We start from the raw sequence: 19196 nt of genomic DNA, 5'->3' as shown, positions 1-19196 counted from the left end.
ACTTTAATAGACTAACGATCAATAAAGGGGGCACCATGCACAAAGAAATCGATTTTGAGAATGAGATCGAGCACGAATTTATCAGTAATGGTGGCTATGAAAAGGGAGATCCTTACGCCTACGATTCGGAAAATGCGCTATTTCCTGCTGATGTCGTTGCCTTTGTGCAGCATACTCAACCTAAAGTTTGGGCCCGTTTAACTATGCTGGATGCGCATAAAGCGTCCGCTATGTTACTGGATAGCTTGGTCAAGGAATTGGCAGCTAAAGGCTCGCTGGCCGTCCTGCGTGAAGGGTTTAAATGTGTTGGTAAAACTGTACGCTTAGCCTACTTTTCACCAAATACTGGGCTCGATCCCTCTGCGACGGAGCGTTACGCAGATAACCGTTTAACCATTGTACGTCAGGTAAACACTAAGAGTGGAGCGATCCCTGATATTTTATTGGTAGTTAATGGCCTACCTGTGGCGACAATGGAGCTGAAAAATTCGATGTCGGCCACACAGTGGAATGTAGAAAATGCTAAACAGCAATATCGATTTGAACGTGACCCCAAAGAGCTTCTTTTCGCGTTCAAAAAGCGTTGTCTAGTGCATTTTGCTGTGGATACCGAATTAGTCTTTATGACGACAAAGTTAGAAGGAAAAGATACTTTCTTTCTACCGTTTAATCTGGGATATAACTATGGGGCTAGCAATCCTCCCGTTGATGGGGATGTACGCACCAGTTATTTGTGGAAAAATGTATTAACCCGCGATTCGCTAATGGATATTCTGGCGCGATTTATTCATCTCAATATCGAAGAAAAAACGATAGTTACTGAAAAAGGGATTAAGCGGCACTATAAAGAAACTCTGATTTTCCCACGTTATCATCAATTGGATGCGGTGAGAGCATGTATTGATCATGCTCAAGTTAATGGTTCCGGCCATAATTATTTAATCCAGCATTCTGCCGGCTCCGGTAAATCAAACTCAATCGCCTGGCTGGCGCACCGTTTGTCTTGTTTGCATGATGTTAATAATGAGAAAGTTTTTCACTCAGTAGTAGTAATTACTGACCGACGCGTGCTCGATCAGCAGTTACAAAATACTATTTTCCAGTTCGAACACAAGCTCGGTGTAGTGCAGAAAATAGATGAGAATACTCAGCAGTTAGCTAAAGCGTTGGCTGATGGTGTGCCGATTATTATCTCTACGATCCAAAAATTCCCCTTTATTACACAAGCTATCCGTACAATGGAGGCGAATGGGAAGGGAGTACAGATCTCTACTGCCGGTAAACGGTTTGCAGTGATTGTCGACGAAGCCCATAGCTCACAAAGTGGCGAAACAGCTATGGAGCTGCGAAAAATTCTTAATAAAGAAGGTATCGAAGCTGCTATTGCTGAACAGTTACTGGATATGGATGATGAGGTACTTAGCGAGGAGGCTAAAAAAGCACTATTACGTGAGCAATTAAAACGAACTAAACAGCCTAATCTTAGCTTTTTTGCCTTCACAGCAACACCTAAGTTTAAAACCTTAGCTGTTTTCAATGAGCCTGGTGCGAATGGGAAAGCACCGTTCCATCATTACAGTATGCGTCAGGCTATCGAAGAAGGGTTTATCCACGATGTATTGAAGAACTATACCTGTTATAAGCGTTACTACCGTTTGCTCCAGAAAGTTGAGGTCGATCCTGAAGTGCCGCGCCGAAAGGCTGCTCGCGCTCTGGCCCGCTTTGTCGAGTTTCATGATTATGAAATTGCGCAAAAAGTTGAGGTTATCGTTGAGCATTTCCGCACACATACCCGTCATAAAATTGGTGGGCGCGCTAAAGCAATGGTAGTTACAGGCTCACGTGAACACGCAGTGCGCTACAAGCTGGGTTTTGATAAATATATCAAAGATCGTGGTTATAACGACGTTAAGTCTTTAGTCGCTTTTTCTGGTGAGATTACGCTTAAAGAATACAGTGATAAAAAGTTTACTGAAGTGACTATGAATAATGGTATTAAAGAGACCGAATTACCGGAAAAATTCAATACCGAGGAATATCAGGTTTTATTAGTTGCGGAGAAATATCAGACGGGATTTGATCAACCATTACTGCATAGTATGTATGTTGATAAACGATTGTCAGGTATACAGGCAGTGCAAACTCTCTCGCGACTGAATCGGACAACACGAGGTAAATCAGATACCTTTGTGCTGGATTTTGTTAATGAGCCCGAAGATATCTACACTGCCTTTAAACCCTATTATGAGTTTACTTCGAAGGGAGATGATACCGATCCGCAGCAGTTAAACACGCTTGCCTATGCTCTTGCGGGCTGGAAGGTGTTTACTACCGAGGAGGTTAACGCTTGGTGTGAGATCTGGTTTCGTAATAGATTGAACCCAACAGGTGGTGAACATAAAAAATTAAATGGAATACTCGATCTTGCCATTGAGCGTTTCAAAACACTTAGTGAAGAAGATCAGAATCTATTTAAAGGACAACTTGTTAGCTTCCGCAATCTCTATAGTTTTGTTTCTCAAATTATCCCGTATCAGGACTCTGAACTTGAGAAGCTATATACGTATGCTCGTTTTCTGCTGACCAAATTACCACATACTATCGATAGCCGCACCGTTCGGATTGATGATGATGTTGAACTTAAATATTATCGGTTACAAAAGATTAGCGAAGGGGCAATCGATCTTAAAGCGGGTGAACCAGAAGCATTATATGGTCCTACGGATGTGGGTACCGGCCAGGCAGACGAAGATGTGCAGCTTTCAACCTTAGTCGGACGCTTGAATGAGCGCTTTGGTACGGAATTTACCCCAGCTGATCAGTTATTTTTTGATCAGGTGCGTGAAACAGCCGTGGCGAATGAACAGTTACGGCAGGCGGTTAAAGCCAATAGTATTGATAACTTCGAACCTGTATTTAACAAAATGCTCGAAAACTTATTCATTGAACGTATGGATGGGAACGAAGAAATATTTATGCGCTTGATGAATGATGAGTCATTTAGAGATATTGCGTCTGGTCATTTAATGAGGGCTGTATATCAGCAAGTAAAAGCATCAGAATGATGAAACTCTTAATGCTGAGTGTTTCTGATATGTGGTACAAATGTACAGTTTTAAATGTTACAGAGGAGGATGTGATATGTTGGGCTCAGAGGGATTCATAATTCATTTCGATGAAGATGAGCGTAATTATTATATTAATGAAGGCTATTATGGGGATTCTTTCACTGATGCTCTTAGTGTTCCTGATTGGGATATAAAAAAATTACAAGTGGTGTTACTTTCATTTACCGGAGTAACAATTGATTTTATCTGTTTAGCCACAAAGGGAAACAGAGTTGTTACTGCCAAATCGCGAGTGGAATTTACGAATTTAATTGATTTGAATGGTATTCCTTTAACTGAGGTAGAAGAACGTTTATCATCAAAAACAAAATTGCATTTTATAAGAAGTTCAACTGGCCGAGGAGGGAAGGTACCTAAGAAAACTTGGTCAGATGTGATTAAAGTTTTGAAAAATATTAGACCAGATTTGTCAGCTGAAATCGATAGGTTAATGTCGCTCAAAACTATATCCCAATATCGACTGACTGATGACTCTGCGGAAACACTTGCTTTGGAGAGGGAGGCTTTGGGGGCTGCTCTTGATATTTTTAATGGAAATAATGATCTCAGAAAAGAAATCCTTAAATCTTGGGCTCCCAAATTGGATGATGTAAGCAACTATAACGATTTAACAATGGAGGCTAATCTATCAATACCTGAGAATAGGCCTTTCTCTTTTATATCCGGAATACCCCAAAGACATATACAAGAAGAATCTGCATTACAGCATGACCTGTATAATTGGGAGAATGAGAAGGCGCATTCTACAAGTATGGGAGGGGCTTGTTTTAGAAAAGGAAATCGTATCTTGGAAGTCGTGTATGCAAATAAAAACTCATTGGAACATACATTAGGCGTTGATTTGATTTATTATAATAAATCTTATCAATCATTTGTTTTGGTTCAATATAAGACAATGAAGGAGGAGAATGATTCTGATGGCTTTTTCTACCGGCCGGATAAGCAACTTGATAAAGAGATTGCTCGAATGAATGATTTTCATCATAAAATAACTTTATCAAAAGACTTTTCGAATCACCATGAGTATCGTCTGAACCAAGATGGTTTTCTCTTCAAATTAGTACCTTGTAAAGGGCTTCAGGCTGCATCTGAAAAACTCATCTCTGGAATGTATATAACTAGAGAGTATATGCAATTTTTACTTGGTCCTAACGGTCCAAAAGGTAAAAGAGGTGGCCGGTTTATTTCTTTCAAAAATTCGCCAAGATATCTTACCAATACAGAATTTTCAGATTTTGTGAATCGAGGATGGATTGGCACCAATTGCAAACAAAGCAGTACTATTGCTTTATTAATTCATGGATTTTTACAGACAGGAAGAGCAGTGATAGTTGCGGTTGAAGAGGATACAGATAGTATGTAGCTATCCATATCCTATAATTTTATAATTATTTATATCTGGACAATTACTTTTAAAACTAGCCACCAGGCATAAACACATGCCTCAGAATTTGAACTATCATCATCCAGTAAGCCGTGAGCAATATTATTCCTTAAATTAGACCCAAGTGCTTCAGTGAAAATAGCCTTCAACTCGAAAATGAGATTCTCCCCCAATAGATCTGTTGCTGAATTAAAATTAAGTAATGTTCCCATGCCGACTTCCTGAGTAATTCCATTTTCATCTGTAATGGTTGTGTTTACTCCCACACTTTTTAATTTTTGACGTATAATATTCTCGATTTGTGGACATAATAGATATATAGCCGTTCGAAAGTCACGTTCAAAACCATACCATAATGCATTCGCAACAGAGCTGTTATAGCTTCGTGGTATTATTGATGAATAAAAGCACAATGCTTCCATGTCATCTTTAGTAATACGGTGTTCCATTATAATTTGATCGAGGGCCGGAATAAGAGTTCCATTAACAATAATACTCAGATTGAAGTTAAATATCTCCATGATTTTACTAAAGATGATAAATTCATTATCTGATGCACTATTATTGATTGATACACTCGGAGTTCTGGCGATCGTGCGTCCGTCTTGTGATATTATGGTCCTTCCAATGGTATTTAGAAAACTTGGCTCAGATAAACTGGCAATCGCCTGCTCTCTTAATGCCGTATAACTTTCTGTAATAAAACCAGTAAAACATAAAATTGCCATCCCCAGTGGATATTTGTTTGTAACATGAGCAATAGCTTGTTCGACTTGGGTTGATAAATCAATGCCATCTGTTCGAATCTCATACATATTCTCAAGCGCCTCGGCACCTGTTCTGAGAATGGCTTGTTCGATTTCTTCTAATTTACGCTCCACATTATATTCAGATCTATAGGCTTGTGGGACTTTGCGATAGGCTTGCAAAGCGTCTTCATAAAAGCTGTTCGCAACACCGGGGGTTGGATTTTCACCAGAAAGTCGCTGCTCAGCTTCATTTACGAATGCTTCAGCGATTCTTACCTGACAGGCGATAGCTCGGTTGTGCTCCTTTGCTTTTCTAAATAACTTTTCTGATACTTTAAAATATGATCTCTTGATATGAAAGGCTAATGATATAGTTTCAGGTACGGTGATCCCATCCCCTACTTCAAAAAGAGCTTGAGCAATTGTACCTGTATCATTCCCGAATAAATTCGTTCTATTGATTGACTCACCTATGCGGTATCTCATTAGTGGAAAATCTTCATAGCTCAATGTCAATGCTTCTGTGAGGCGCTGTTTTATTATATCAATTGTTGTGAAGTCTTTTACTTGAAAACTAAGTGCTATGGCCCTTTCCCAACATAGCTGTCCACCTTTCGTCCATTCCTCACTAGTTATTGGAAGCGCTAGGTATGATGAAATAACAATTCTGGCATGTTCAACACTTCTCGGACGTTTACGCAGCCATAATAAATCTGCCAAACGTGCTTTAAGTAATGGAAAGTCGATATGACCCAAAATAGATTCTATAAATATAAGATCCTCTCCGGTAAGATCGTCTGGAATCATACTTCTACTATTTGAAGACGTTATAAATGGTCTGTAAGGTTCGTTGGGGCTTTCTGGTGTCAGTGCCATAGAGCAGAGACTTGCGAAAAAATTCATCATATTCGAAAGTACTTCTGATGCTTCCCTATGATAAGCCTCCGCCAGTTCCTGAAAGTTACATTTTAATGAATGATAACCCTGTGTGGTGCTTGAGGCCGCCTCTTGCCATCTGCTAGCGAGGAAAAGATCTGAGGTAAAAGTCATGTCATTAAGTCTTCTTTATTAATTAGCGATGGGGCAGTTGTAACTCACTTTATGTCTGCTGTTTTAGGGAAATGTTGCATTATTTATTTTGTTACAACAACCGTCCCCCAGCCTTCCCCCCGCTATCCTGCGCCACCTTAACCCCGCCTGCCAGCGCCCCATTCACCGCCACGCCAACCCTTACCCCAGCCCCAGCCCATGTCATCGCACCCAGCCAGAACGTCGGCAGCACCAGAAACATCGACCCCATCACCAGATTGATAATCACGTCATCCTGCGTATTCTGAATCCCGGCCAGATTCCAGCTACTGTGGGTATCGCTGTTGTAGAGAACATCCAGCAGCCAGCTATCGAGCCACCGCGCCAGCTCCCACCAAAAGGTGAGAAAGAATAGTGCGAACTGCACAAATGTCAGTGTCATTACCGCCTTCACATCCCACGCCGAGCAAAGTGTTACTAGCGGAATACAAATCACCAGCGCCATTTGCAGTAACGTTTGTACCATTGGCAGAGTCTGACGCACGCTGTCAAACGCCGGGAACGCTGCTATGCTGCCGAGGATATTTCCGGCGCTGGATGTCAGTCGGGTGGCGGCATTGGCGACGGTGCCATCGACATTGCCACCATAGCCGGGGTAAACGCGCCCGTTCTGCGATACCTGCATATTTCGTTCACTGACCAGCGAACGCAGCATGGCCTCTTCATAAACTGCCTGGGACTGGCCGATCTTTTTAAACGCTTTCCAGATATCCGGGGCCGGGAGTTGCAGGAGCCGTGCCTTCAGCCCAACTGTATCGTCGGCCCACCACTGTTTACAGGTAGGGTAGCCACCGGTGCCTGTATCGGCCAGTACGGCATCGCGTGATGCGCTATACGACCAGTCGCTATGTGGTGAAAGCGCATGGTCGGTATCGTAGTAACCAGCCGTGTTGAGAAAATAAGATGATCCCAGCCAGGCCGTATCGTCACTGGTGTCATCGTCCAGCTCTCCGACGCGGAATTTCAGACGAGCGCGGGAAGGGGCATAACACTCCTCGACAAAATCCCGCAGTTCCTGTGCCAGAGCTGGATCCTTGATTCGGGTGTGCTGTACCTCAAAACGGATCTGACGCAGATCGGGCTGGCAGGGCAGGGTGGCAACCGTTGCGCTGGTGATGCCTTTGCTGATCACATGAATAAAGTACCACCAGACCGGGACGGCGGCGGTTTTACCGCCCAGCGAGTTTATAGCCGGTATCGGCGGGCTGTGGTACCGTCATTCCGCATTGCCTTGAGCGCATGGTGTCATATTTGATGGTATCGAGGTCGATGTTCAACATTGGCACATAGGTGAACATAATTACCAGTAACGAGGTGTATATCAGGTGCTCGGTCCATACCCGAGACGGCGCGGCTTTGTTGCCTTCATTGATGAAATCCCAAACAAAACTCACTCACTCTGTCCTGTAAAGAGGGCCAAATGGGTATCCCATTGATGAACTCTGAAGCAGAGTAGTCAACAGCTAATCTGACGTATCGACATGGGTAAGTTCTGGTGCTCAAGCTCTTCCAATAGTTCATGCCCATGCTCTGAGACTTTGTAGTGATCCATACCTACCGGGGCTCTGGGTATAACATCAACTAAACCCGCTTCGGATAAGCCCCTCACCAGCTGGGCAACATTACCGATATCCTCCATGTTTCGCATTGCCATGGCGCGATCAAGATTATATCAGTTCCAGTTTACGTCATTTCTGAAAGCTAACAGCTTCAGAATGTTTAACTCCATATGGTTTACCATAATGGCTTATACAGGCCATAAATATCTGCGCTAATCATCCTGTTAACTTCAGGTGTGGCAGATATTGTTACTTCTCCGTTTCCTTTTTACTTAGAAACTGATGCCCTTGAACTGATACTCGATACCGAGGCTTAGCGTTTTCTTCGCTGTAAACGATATCAACCATTCCATTATTCACCAGGCTCGTTACGATGTTCGCAACGTTGCTAAATCCGGGGATGCCTCCCACAGCAAGTGTGCGATCTAGTATCATCCAGGTCCAATCAATGTCCTTTTGTGCCATCACTTTCAAGACATTAAATTCAGTATTATTTATCGTCATTTTGTTGCATCCGGGTGAAATAGATCATCATCATTAATTCCAAAATCCTCTAACGTTGCTGTATGAGCATTGTTCCATAGTTCATAGCCAGCAACACCTTCCGGCTCACCACTTTCCCAACCTAAATTACAGTACCGCTGAAACTCTCGACACTCATGAGTATAGTAATTCAAATCTACCTTCTCCGGAGAGATTTTACCTTGTGCGATACTTTTTAACCTTTCAATCATTACATCATTGGCGGGATCATGGTCGAATCGGGATATGTGTTTTTCAATGATAGCAATACCATCATAATCGATGGTTACTCCGTCTGTAGTCAACTTTTCTATCGGTCCGCCAGCTTTTTCTGGATCAAAATTACGTGCAGATGCCACCCCTCTGGCACCAAAGTATGCAAGCTCGTCTAGCTCAGGAACTTGCATTCCTCCCATCGTTAATCCTGCCGCAACAGACGCGCCAGCGATGAGCAACCCCTTGTTATCCATAACCTGATTGAAACTATCTGGTGCTTCGCCTCCAAGCTCCTCAGCGGTCTTTCTAAACCCCTCGATATTGCCGTTATAAATGCCCCCAGCAGCCAGAAGCCGTCCTGCCGCCTTACTGTTGATGGTTTTTGCACTCTGGGCATGTTGTAGAGGTGTTGAGCGACGAACATAGTAAACCGGGCGTTTCAGTTGATGTGAAATAAGGTAACTAAGTCGGGAGTGAACGAGGATAGGCAAATCGTATTCGAGGTTCCCAGAAAATGTCAGTACTCCCGTAGGGCCATAACCTGATGTGCGTGTTCTTAGCAAAAGGACGTTTCCCATTTTTACGTCGGCTAGTGCATCCCGGTATGCCATCCAGGCGCACTGATAATGGAACTGGCGATACTTGCTGACAAAGAGCTCGTAACTCTCCGGCAGATCTCTGGATGTGATAATTCGGTTGGGTAGAGCAGTATATGCGAGGTACTGTTGTGCAAATTTAGGATGCAGTATGTGGGGAATGTCTTCAAGGTAAACGTCCTCCAATGATTTTGCTTGGTAGTTACGAAACATAATATTCCTTGTAGCGCCGCCATCGTCTATTGCAGAGCCTGCACGGTCTAAATATGCCTGTGCTGTTGGCGTGTATTAATGAATCCATTAATAAAATTCATTCTGGTTTTGGATGAACTATACCGGACACTTCCTGTAGTGAACCCAGCCGTCGGCCATGCCAAATCTGAATATTGAGCTTTATGTAACTCTTTAACGTTGCATCTTTAAAACCTGAGTTAACTATGGAATTTATACGAAGTTATAGCAATAACCGAATTGTAATGAACTTTATTTATATACAAGGATGTTTGCTCGGTCATTACAGGAGTTATTACTAATTCATATTCACTTTCTTAGTGAAACATAAAGTGTATAATCACTTTGAAAAAAAACAGAATCAGGTTTATATGCTGAAAATATTAAGGTGGGTCACCGCCGCCATCATCACCGTACTCATCTTGGGGTGGCTGTTCGTCTGGTTGGTTGCGTCAGGTATTGATGAGACTACGACTTACACGAAGAACGACTTCTTCAGTTACCACACGCTGACGGACAAAGAGATCGAGAAAGCCCCTCGTATATCTGGCGATTACTACTTTAAATCACAGCCCGGCGATGGATATGCGCCAACCAACACGATTATCTTTAAGGGAGCATCAAACGTTGAACCATTACGGGTATATCTAAAAAAATTAGGATACACCAGGCAGAGAACAGATTCAGAGGCGGCGGAAATCTGGGTAAAGCCTGAGGAGGTTAACAGCGATCTATTTTATCTTTACTCCAACGCTGCTACCGGTGAGGTCGAGCTATCAAAGGAGATGAATAACTAACGATAAATGCGCGAGTCTTTAGCTCAGCCCAATGTATGGGTGTAGACGCCATAAGGCATTAACACCCTTGTCGATAACGTAATGGAGGCGATCGGCAGTGATAAAATCTGCTCGTAATCGTTGGGCTATCCGGCTACTAAACGTTTTACTGTTCCTTGCCATCTTTATTGCGGTAGGCCGTACTCTGGGCGATCCCTACAACTGGGTTAACGACGCCTTAGCCGATAAGCTAGCTAACCTGATTTACGGGTACGGCAATGTGGGTGGTGAAGAAATAGACGATGTCTATTTTTATATTGATGTTGTCTCAGTTGTAGCAATCGCTACCGTTCTCTACCTGATAATCGTTAAGCTAATAAGAATACTCAGGAACAGGACGAGGCAACGATACCTTATGGTAGACAACATAGAGCAGCGAGTTTATGAGCTTATACGCCCCTATGCTGGCGTCTATTTATTTAGCTTCGAGCCGGTAGAGCTAACGCTTGAAAGCGATCTCGATGCCGATTTGTATCTTGAAGATCTCGATGCCAGCGAGCTCATGGATACGTTTTTCAGTGAACTGCACGTAGAACGGGGTAACTTCAACATCAAGACCTACTATCCCGATATCCCTTTTTCATGGAACCTGTTTAAGAAAATGGAACCTGTTCCCGTGCCTGCTTTTACTATCGGCATGCTGGTCGAGTCAGCAAAAGCCGGTAAGTGGTTATATGATTAGTCGATAGCGAGAAAAGGGGGCAGGGCATGGTAACTGATAGCGAGGTATTAGAATTCTTTCGGGACGATTTGCCTGGAATGGGAACACTGACGGGTAAAATGGTCCCTTTGCAGCTTGATGATGCGCTACAGGCTTATACTGAGTTTGACGATCTCTCTCTAACTATTGATAAATATAGCAAAAAATACGAAGTGGACGTATCGGTTATTGATTACTCTGCCTACTATCCGTGGGAGATAGAATGGTTTTTTCGTAAGTGGTTTACTCAGAAGCCAATCAAGCAAACCGCAGAACCGTTAACGGTGAAAATGTTTGCAGAATCAGCCAGGGCGGGCAAGTGGCTATACGCGAAGGCGCATCAGTAGTAATCAAACCCTTTCATCGCCCATGTACGCGTAACCCGGTCGTCATTTAACCCCGCAAAAACCTCCCCAAACCATTGCACTCATCCTCCTGACGTGGACAATGTTTATCCATCGGCTGTTTTTATAACAGCGAAACCAATAATTTGCATAAAGCAACAGGACAGGCGATGGACAGTAACACTTCAGGGTTCGCCGCATACTGGCGTAACTCGCTGGCGGATGCGGAGTTCGGCAAGGGGACGTTTGAACGTAAGGACGTCGGCGGTTTTACTCAATGGAATGAGAGAAGTTCCGGACGCCTGAGCGAGGAGATTGTCAGCGCTCTTTTTACAGGCGAGCGAGACGATGTCAAAACGGTAGACGTCGTGCTGCGGCCCAAGGTTTACTTCCAACTAATAAAGCATGGCAAGGAACGTACCGCGGGCGCACCGGAGGTGATTACTCCGCTAGTGACTTCGGCGGTCGTAAACCGCGAAGGTTTTTTGTTCCCCACGCCTGCTACCTCCATTCCCCGCGATCTGCTTGAGCCGTTGCCGAAGGGGGCACTCTCAATCGGCGAAATCTCCTGCTACGACCGTTATAAAACCACACACCCCTCGTTCTCTGCCAGCGCTGATGAGTTTGATGCGGATGCTGAAACCGATGAGCAGCGGCAGGCCCGGCACGCTCGCTACTATCAATCCTGGCAGCACTATCTGGACGATGCTGGGGCGCTGTTGAAAGCCGTCGCCGGACCCTGGCTGGCTAACCCCGAGCAGTATGAACCCGCCGACTATGGCTATTTGGTTAAGAAAACTCAGCCCGGCGGTGCTAGTTTTCATATCCTCGCGCTCTACGATCATCTGCTGGTCAGTCAAAAAGATGTGCCGCTGTTTAAGCGCTTTGCCGCGCGGGAGAACGTTACGACCGAACCGCTGCTGTCGTCGGGCGCAAAGTTCAGCGAACGGCTGGGTCACTCTGGAGACCGGTTCCCGCTGGCGGAGGCCCAGCGCGATGCGTTGAGCCATTTCCTCGAGAGCCAGGAGGGCGACATCCTGGCAGTTAACGGCCCTCCCGGTACAGGTAAAACCACGTTGCTGCTCTCTATCATCGCTACCCAGTGGGCGAGGGCCGCGCTGGAGCAGGGCGAGCCGCCGGTGATCGTGGCGACATCTACCAACAATCAGGCGGTCACCAATATCATCGAGGCCTTCGGGAAGGATTTTGCCACCGGAACCGGGCCGATGGCGGGGCGGTGGCTACCGGAGGTGAAGAGCTTCGGGGCTTATTTCCCGTCACGTAGTAGAAACCCCGAGGCTACCAAAAAGTATCAAACCGAAGACTTCTTCAGGCAGGTAGAGTCCAAAGAGTATGTTGAGGATGCGCAGGCGTTCTATTTAAGCCGGGCCAGGGCAGCCTTCCCTGATGAGACGTGCGACTCCCCGGAAACCGTTGTGAAGCTGCTCCACGGCCAGCTCAAAGCTCAGGAAGATAAATTAAAGGCACTCCCGGCAGCCTGGCAGACGTTGAACGAGGCCCGGGAAAAGAGAGCTGAGATCGACGATGATATCGTTCAGTATCTTGCTGATAAGGCGCAGCTGCTTACCGCGCAGGCGGAAGAGATCGAAACCCTCACCAGTGTTAAAACTGAATGGGATGATTATCGTGCCAAAGAGTCGCTACTCTACTCTTTATGCTCATGGATCCCGGCCATCCGCAGCAAGCGGTTCTATATGATTAAGCAGCGTCTTGAACCTAAGCTGAAGCGCCCGATGGAGGGGAGCGAGTGGACCGATCCGAATGCTATCGAGGACACAATCAATGCGCTGCGGAAAGCGGCAACAGAACGCCGTGATAAATATCAGCAGCAGATAGATAAAGCTCAGGCAGCTCTGCTTGAGGAGCATCAGGCAGAGCAGACATGGCAGACGCATCTACGCGGGCTAGGCTATACCGGCAGCCAGACGCTGAGCTTTGCCCAGGCCGATGAGCTGGCGGACACGCAGGTCCGTTTCCCGGCGTTCCTGCTGACGACCCACTACTGGGAAGGCCGCTGGCTAATGGATATGGCTAAAATTCGCGATACGGTTGCGGAGCAGCGCAAGAATGGGGCGATAGCCGTCACCGCTCGCTGGCAGCGAAGAATGAAGCTGACACCCTGCGTAGTGATGACCTGCTACATGCTGCCTGCCTCTATGAAGGTCTTTGAGAATAAAGGTGATAAGGGATGGGAGGCGAACTATCTCTACGGTTTTGCCGATCTACTGATCGTCGACGAGGCGGGGCAGGTGCTACCGGAGGTGGCCGCCGCGTCATTTGCGCTGGCGAAGAAGGCGCTGGTGATCGGTGACACCAAACAGATCCCGCCTATCTGGAACATTTTACCGGCGATCGACATGGGCAATATGCTGGCAGGGAAGCTGCTGCCGGGCGCTACCCAGGATGAGATCGCTGCATCCTATGCTGCCGTTGCTCAAACAGGTAAAAGCGCCGCATCCGGCAGTGTGATGCGAGTGGCCCAGCTGGCTTCGCGCTATCAGTACGATCCGGAGCTGGAGCGTGGCATGTATCTCTACGAGCACCGCCGCTGCTTTGACGACATCATCGGCTACTGTAACGCGCTGTGCTACCACGGCAAGCTCCAGCCCAAAAGAGAAGACAAATCCTCCACGCTGCTTCCGGCGATGGGGTATCTGCACATTGATGGCAAAGGCGAGCTGGCCAGCAGCGGCAGCCGCTACAACATGCTGGAGGCCGATACCCTCGCCGCCTGGCTGCTTGATAATCGGGAACGCATTGAGAGCCACTACCGGAAGCCCATTCAACAGGTAGTAGGGATCGTGACGCCGTTTAGCGCTCAGGTCTCTACTATTAAGCGGGCGCTGGGTGATCACGGGCTCTTCGCAGGCAGCGAGGAAAATACCCTGACCGTCGGAACGGTGCATTCATTGCAGGGAGCTGAGCGAGCCATCGTGATCTTCTCTCCAGTTTACTCCAAGCATGAGGACGGCGGATTTATCGACAGCGACAGCAGCATGCTGAACGTGGCGGTCTCCCGGGCGAAGGACAGCTTCCTGGTCTTTGGCGATATGGATCTGTTTGAGGTTCAGCCGGCTTCATCCCCGCGTGGGCTGCTGAAAAAGTATCTGTTTGCCGATAAGGACAACGCTCTCTCCTTTGCCTACAAGAAGCGCAAAGATTTAGAGACGAGGGAGACGCGGGTCTACACCCTGCACGGCGTTGAGCAGCACGACAGCTTCCTCAACCAGACGCTGGAGAAGGCCGACAAGCAGATCACCATCGTCTCGCCGTGGCTGACCTGGCAGAAGCTGGAGGAGACCGGCTTTTTAGCATCGATGCTTCAGGCCCGTGAACGGGGCATTAACGTTACCGTCATCACCGATAAGAGCTATAACACGGCTGACAAGGACTATGAAAAGCGCAAAGAGAAGCAGCAAAACCTGACGGCGGCATTAGAGCAGCTGAAAGCCGTGGGCATCGCTACCCGGCTGGTGGACCGCGTACACAGTAAAATCGTCATTGGTGATGACGGCCTGCTGTGCATCGGATCGTTTAACTGGTTTAGTGCGACGCGCGAGGCAAAGTATGAAAAATACGATACCTCAATGGTCTACGACGGCGGTAATCTGAAGCGGGAGATAGAGGCTATTAATAGTAGCCTTGCGAAACGGCAGGCCTGAATTTTAACTGAACAAGGAGGTTCTACTCATGCTGAAAGTGACCGTGTTAATGGAAAACCGAAAAGCAAAGCATGCCGAGGGGCTAAGCTGTCGGCCAGGGCTAAGCCTGTTAATTGACGATGGTGAAACGAGGATACTCTTCGATACCGGGCCAGATGCCGCGTTTATACACAACGCTAAAAAGATGGGCGTGTCGCTTGATGGTATTGACTGGGTTGTTTTATCCCACGGCCACTACGATCACTGCGGTGGGCTGAGGCATCTTCAAAATCTTCCTAAGGTGCTGTGCCACCCCGGCGTGTATGACCATAAATACGCAGGTGTGAAATTTTTAAGCCGCTTCATAGCAATCAAGAAGATATCTACTCAGTTACCCTCTGATCAGAAGAGTTTTCATTTCACAAAAGAGCCTTATGAGATAAGCAATATGTTTATCTGGTCTGGCGAAATCGCATCAGTTAAAACCTACGGCTATATCAAAAAGGAAAGGGTGGTACCTGATACACTCAAGGATGAAGGTGCTCTGATATATAAGTCAGATAAAGGTCTGGTGATTTTTACCGGCTGCGGGCATAAAGGAGTTAAGAATATTATTGAGCACTCCAGGAGGCTGACCGGAGTAAAAACTATTTACGCAATCGTAGGTGGGATGCATTTGCGACATGCTATGCCGTGGCGTCTTATGTTTTTGCGGAACTATATCCAAGATGTTAACCCTAAGCAGGTCCTTACCTGCCACTGTACCGGGAGATGGGGAAAGTTATGGATGCCAGGTGCAGAGGAGATTAATACAGGAGATGTTATACAAATACTATAGCATCCCACATTTATGACCAGATAATAAAAAACTAATGTTAATGCTCTATTATTTTTTCTTACAAATGGAGAGAGGGCATTAAAAATGTTGTTACTGACGGATTTTCTCAGGTCAATTTCAGCGACTCCCGCAGCAGACGCGGCGTGCAGGCTCCTCTATTTTGGGGCAGTACTACCTAAAACTGCACATCTGAGCGCTGTAAATGATTTTATGCTGACTAATAACTTCTTCTCTTTTATTTAATCTTGCCATCTTGCTCGCCAGGGAGTCAGCTATGAATAATTCAACAGTCGCAACCAGTACGCCGGTGGTCAGCGTGCATGATAACCGGGGGCTGGCCGTGCGTGCCCTTAACTGGAACCGGGAGCAGGCTTCTGACCCGCTGCGCCTGCTGGTTACTCATTCACAGGCGGACGATGCCACCCGGACGGTGTCGCTGCGTGACCCGCGCCTTTTTGCCGCCCGGGCTCAGGGTGCCACGGCAGCGAACCTGCACTCCGTGCCGTCGCTGGCGGGCCAGGTGCTGCGGCGGGAGAGTACCGACAGCGGGATGCAGGTGACCCTGTTCGATTCGGCAGGCCGCCTGGTGTGGAGCCGCGACGGACGGGGCACGGTGCAGACCCTGGCGTACGATGAGCTGGGGCGGCCACAGAGCGGCGGCGAGCAGCTGAACGGGAGCGATGAGATCCGCGTCAGCTGGCGCAGCGACTACGGCGACAGCCATCCGGCAGATGACGGCTCGCAGGACAATAACCTGCGCGGTGTGAGCGTGGCGCACTACAACGGCGGCGGCCTGCTACAGGTGAACTCAGTGGCTCTCAGCGGGGCGGTGCTCCGCCAGGGGCAGCGCTTCCTGGTTTCGGCAGAGGATTTACCGGACTGGCCTGAAGATGAGACGGCGCGGGAGACGCTGCTGGAGGCAGACGTATATGCCACGACCACAATCGCCGACGCCCGCGGTGCTACCCTGAACCAGACGGATGCGAGGGGCCATGTGCAGGCCTGGCGCTATGACGTCAGCGGCAGTGGCTGCCATCAGACGGTGGCCCCGGCAGACGGGACCACGCAGACCCTGCTGGAGAGCGTGACCCGGAGCGCGGCGGGCCAGGTGCTGACCGAACGGGCCGGCAACGGGGTGACCACCACCTACGGGTATGACGAACAGAACCAGTGGCTTGAGAGCATCACAGCCCGGCGCACGGATAACACCCTTCTTCAGGCGCTCAGCTACGGATATGATTTCACCGGCAACGTCACCTCGGTGACCGACGGCACGGTGGCAGCGGGCTATTACCGCAACCAGACCACGGACGGGACGCGGACGTTTATTTATGACGCGCTGTACCAGCTGCTGAGCGCCACCGGACGGGAGAACGCCGGCAACACCGGGATGCAGTACGCCAGCCTGCCGGTGCCGGCAGACGACAGTCAGTACGTCAGCTACACCCGCAGCTACCACTACGACGACAGCGGGAATCTCTCCACCCTGACGCACGCCGGGGCAGCCCGTTTCACCCGTACCATGACCACAGAGAGCACCTCTAATCGCAGCGTACAGCAGAACGACGGCGGAGCACAGACGCCGGATGAAGTAGCGGGCTGGTTCGACAGCAACGGTAATTTGCTGCAGCTCCAGGCGAGTTCCTCCGGCAGCGACGGGCTGGCGTGGGACGGCAGCAGCAACCTGCAGGCGGTGACGCTGGTCAGCCGCAGCAGCGGGGACAACGACCGGGAGGTGTACCAGTACAGCGGCAGTGAGCGGGTACGCAGGCAGACCCGCACCCTGGTGAACGGCGACGCCGGGCTGTGGCGGGTGGATGAGGTGCGCTACCTGCCGGAACTGGAGCTGCGCATGAGCTGGCAGGAGACGGCAGACGGTGACAGTCCGCCGTCAGAAGAGCTGCACGTGCTGACCGGCCAGGCGGGGCGGGCGGGTATCCGGGTGCTGCACTGGGAGACAGGCCGGCCGGACGGTATCGACAATAACCAGGTGCGCTGGAGCGTGGACGACAATATTGGCTCGCTGGCGCTGGAGCTGGATGCAGAGGGCCAGCTTATCAGCCGGGAGGAGTACTACCCCTTCGGCGGCACGGCGGTGTGGGCGGCGCGCAGTGAAACCGAAGCCAGCTATAAAACCATTCGCTACTCCGGCAAGGAGCGGGACGGCACGGGGCTGTACCACTACGGCCACCGCTACTACGCCCCGTGGCTCTGCCGCTGGGTGAGTGCCGACCCGGCAGGCGAGGTGGACGGCCTGAACCTGTTCCGGATGGTGAAAAATAATCCGGTCTCTCTCTTTGACCCGGATGGCAATATGCCTGTTTTTGCTTGTATGGGACAGGGGCTGGCTAAAAGAGAGAAGTTCGCGCAAAAAATTGAACAAGAAAGTACCAAATACCCGGACATGGATATCCCGAAGAGGCTTCATATGATATGGATTGGTACCAGAAATATTAGTTCTGTAAATACTCAGTTAACAAAAGATACCGGAATGCTCAATAGGGATTACGATATAACTCTCTATTTTGATAGCGGCATTCAGGGACATGAATCTGCTATGAGGGATCTTCAGGAGAATTTCAGGGATACAAATATCAATGTCAGAGATATTCGTACCCATGCGCATTATGATGAAATGAAAGCCCACCCCGCATTTAAATATTATGAGGAGGCGGTTGCAGGCAAGCGCTATGCACAAGCCAGCGATCTGCTACGGTTATTTTTGTTGAAATTTGACGGGGGCATCTATAAAGACATTGATGATACCCAGAAACAACCTTTTGGTCAGCTCTCTGGGCCGGGAGGCATAATGGTGAATGAAGAGTATGCTGCCTCCGCTGATAAAGCCCAGGCTATCCCTAATACGCCTATTGCCGTAACGGAGAATAATCCTGTTATCGACAGAACGCTCGATTTAGCGGCTGAGAACTATCAGGCTGGCGTGGAAAACGTATTAAAACTTGCCGGGCCTGATGTACTTACCCAGGCGATGTATGAACTGTTTCCTGGTTTGAATATGAAGGAGTTCAACCGCACTCTCGATCTGTTCACAGAGGAAAAGAAAAAAATGCTAGGTAGCAAGGTTAAAAACTTAGAGCTGCAGGAGATTAATCTGTTGCTTAAACCGTATAAAAATATGAAGAGTTTAAACAGATTTGTCCAGAATGGTGCGGATCACTCCTGGGCAGCATAGCCTTCAGCATATTAAGCTTGCGCGAAGAGAGCTTAAGCACAAACGGGGTATAAATAACCGAAGGTGGCCTGCAAAAGGATAGTTTGCAGGCCACCTGGCCAAAACTGCCCGCCCGCTGAAGATGGGCGTTGAGCAGGCGATCGTCTCAG

At 48.1% G+C, this 19196-nt stretch carries 11 protein-coding genes and 1 pseudogene; 8 read left to right on the top strand and 4 right to left on the bottom strand.

The window, feature by feature from the left end; genetic code table 11:
- The first annotated feature begins 35 nt into the window (after positions 1–35).
- Together NR795_RS14130 and NR795_RS14125 are read left to right on the top strand one after the other, a co-directional pair.
- On the top strand, positions 36–3065 hold the full coding sequence (locus tag NR795_RS14130; RefSeq protein WP_257758557.1) for a type I restriction endonuclease subunit R: 3030 nt from the start codon (positions 36–38) through the stop codon (positions 3063–3065).
- 76 nt (positions 3066–3141) lie between these two features.
- Positions 3142–4491, top strand: a complete 1350-nt coding sequence (locus NR795_RS14125) for a hypothetical protein (protein WP_257758556.1) — start codon at positions 3142–3144, stop codon at positions 4489–4491.
- 29 nt (positions 4492–4520) lie between these two features.
- Here the strand turns inward: NR795_RS14125 and NR795_RS14120 are convergent, their stop codons facing one another.
- The 4 genes and pseudogenes from NR795_RS14120 to NR795_RS14105 all read right to left on the bottom strand — a co-directional run bounded on the left by NR795_RS14120 (position 4521) and on the right by NR795_RS14105 (position 9456).
- A complete protein-coding gene (locus tag NR795_RS14120) occupies positions 4521–6311 on the bottom strand; it encodes a DUF4209 domain-containing protein (RefSeq protein WP_257758555.1) in 1791 nt (596 codons plus the stop codon).
- 91 nt (positions 6312–6402) lie between these two features.
- Positions 6403–7720: pseudogene (locus NR795_RS14115) on the bottom strand (conjugal transfer protein TraG N-terminal domain-containing protein); the annotation flags it as partial.
- Positions 7721–8158: 438 nt separating this feature from the next.
- On the bottom strand, positions 8159–8413 hold the full coding sequence (locus NR795_RS14110; protein ID WP_257758554.1) for a MarR family transcriptional regulator: 255 nt from the start codon (positions 8411–8413) through the stop codon (positions 8159–8161).
- A complete protein-coding gene (locus NR795_RS14105) occupies positions 8410–9456 on the bottom strand; it encodes a hypothetical protein (protein WP_257758553.1) in 1047 nt (348 codons plus the stop codon). Before NR795_RS14105 ends, NR795_RS14110 begins: the two co-directional genes overlap by 4 nt.
- A gap of 389 nt (positions 9457–9845) precedes the next feature.
- On the opposite strand from NR795_RS14105, the gene NR795_RS14100 reads away from it, so the two are divergent.
- From NR795_RS14100 to NR795_RS14075, 6 genes are all read left to right on the top strand, one after another.
- The gene (locus tag NR795_RS14100) at positions 9846–10271 is read left to right on the top strand and encodes a hypothetical protein (protein ID WP_257758552.1); all 426 of its coding nucleotides are present in this window, start codon (positions 9846–9848) and stop codon (positions 10269–10271) included.
- A gap of 394 nt (positions 10272–10665) precedes the next feature.
- Positions 10666–10992, top strand: coding sequence for a DUF1493 family protein (locus NR795_RS14095; protein WP_257758654.1), 327 nt, complete (start codon positions 10666–10668; stop codon positions 10990–10992).
- Positions 10993–11018: 26 nt separating this feature from the next.
- A complete protein-coding gene (locus NR795_RS14090; RefSeq protein WP_257758551.1) occupies positions 11019–11357 on the top strand; it encodes a DUF1493 family protein in 339 nt (112 codons plus the stop codon).
- Positions 11358–11524: 167 nt separating this feature from the next.
- Positions 11525–15037 carry an AAA domain-containing protein gene (locus NR795_RS14085; protein WP_257758550.1) on the top strand — a complete coding sequence of 1171 codons (3513 nt, stop codon included), beginning with the start codon at positions 11525–11527 and terminating at the stop codon, positions 15035–15037.
- Positions 15038–15065: 28 nt separating this feature from the next.
- Complete coding sequence (locus NR795_RS14080) at positions 15066–15854, top strand: MBL fold metallo-hydrolase (RefSeq protein ID WP_257758549.1); 789 nt, start codon at positions 15066–15068, stop codon at positions 15852–15854.
- Positions 15855–16128: 274 nt separating this feature from the next.
- A complete protein-coding gene (locus tag NR795_RS14075) occupies positions 16129–19047 on the top strand; it encodes an RHS repeat-associated core domain-containing protein (RefSeq protein ID WP_257758548.1) in 2919 nt (972 codons plus the stop codon).
- The last annotated feature ends 149 nt before the right edge of the window (positions 19048–19196 follow it).

Origin of the sequence: Pseudescherichia sp. L3, assembly GCF_024656065.1 — a bacterium.
In the GTDB taxonomy this organism is placed as follows: Bacteria; Pseudomonadota; Gammaproteobacteria; order Enterobacterales; family Enterobacteriaceae; genus Pseudescherichia.
This window is presented reverse-complemented; position numbering and strand designations above follow the sequence as displayed.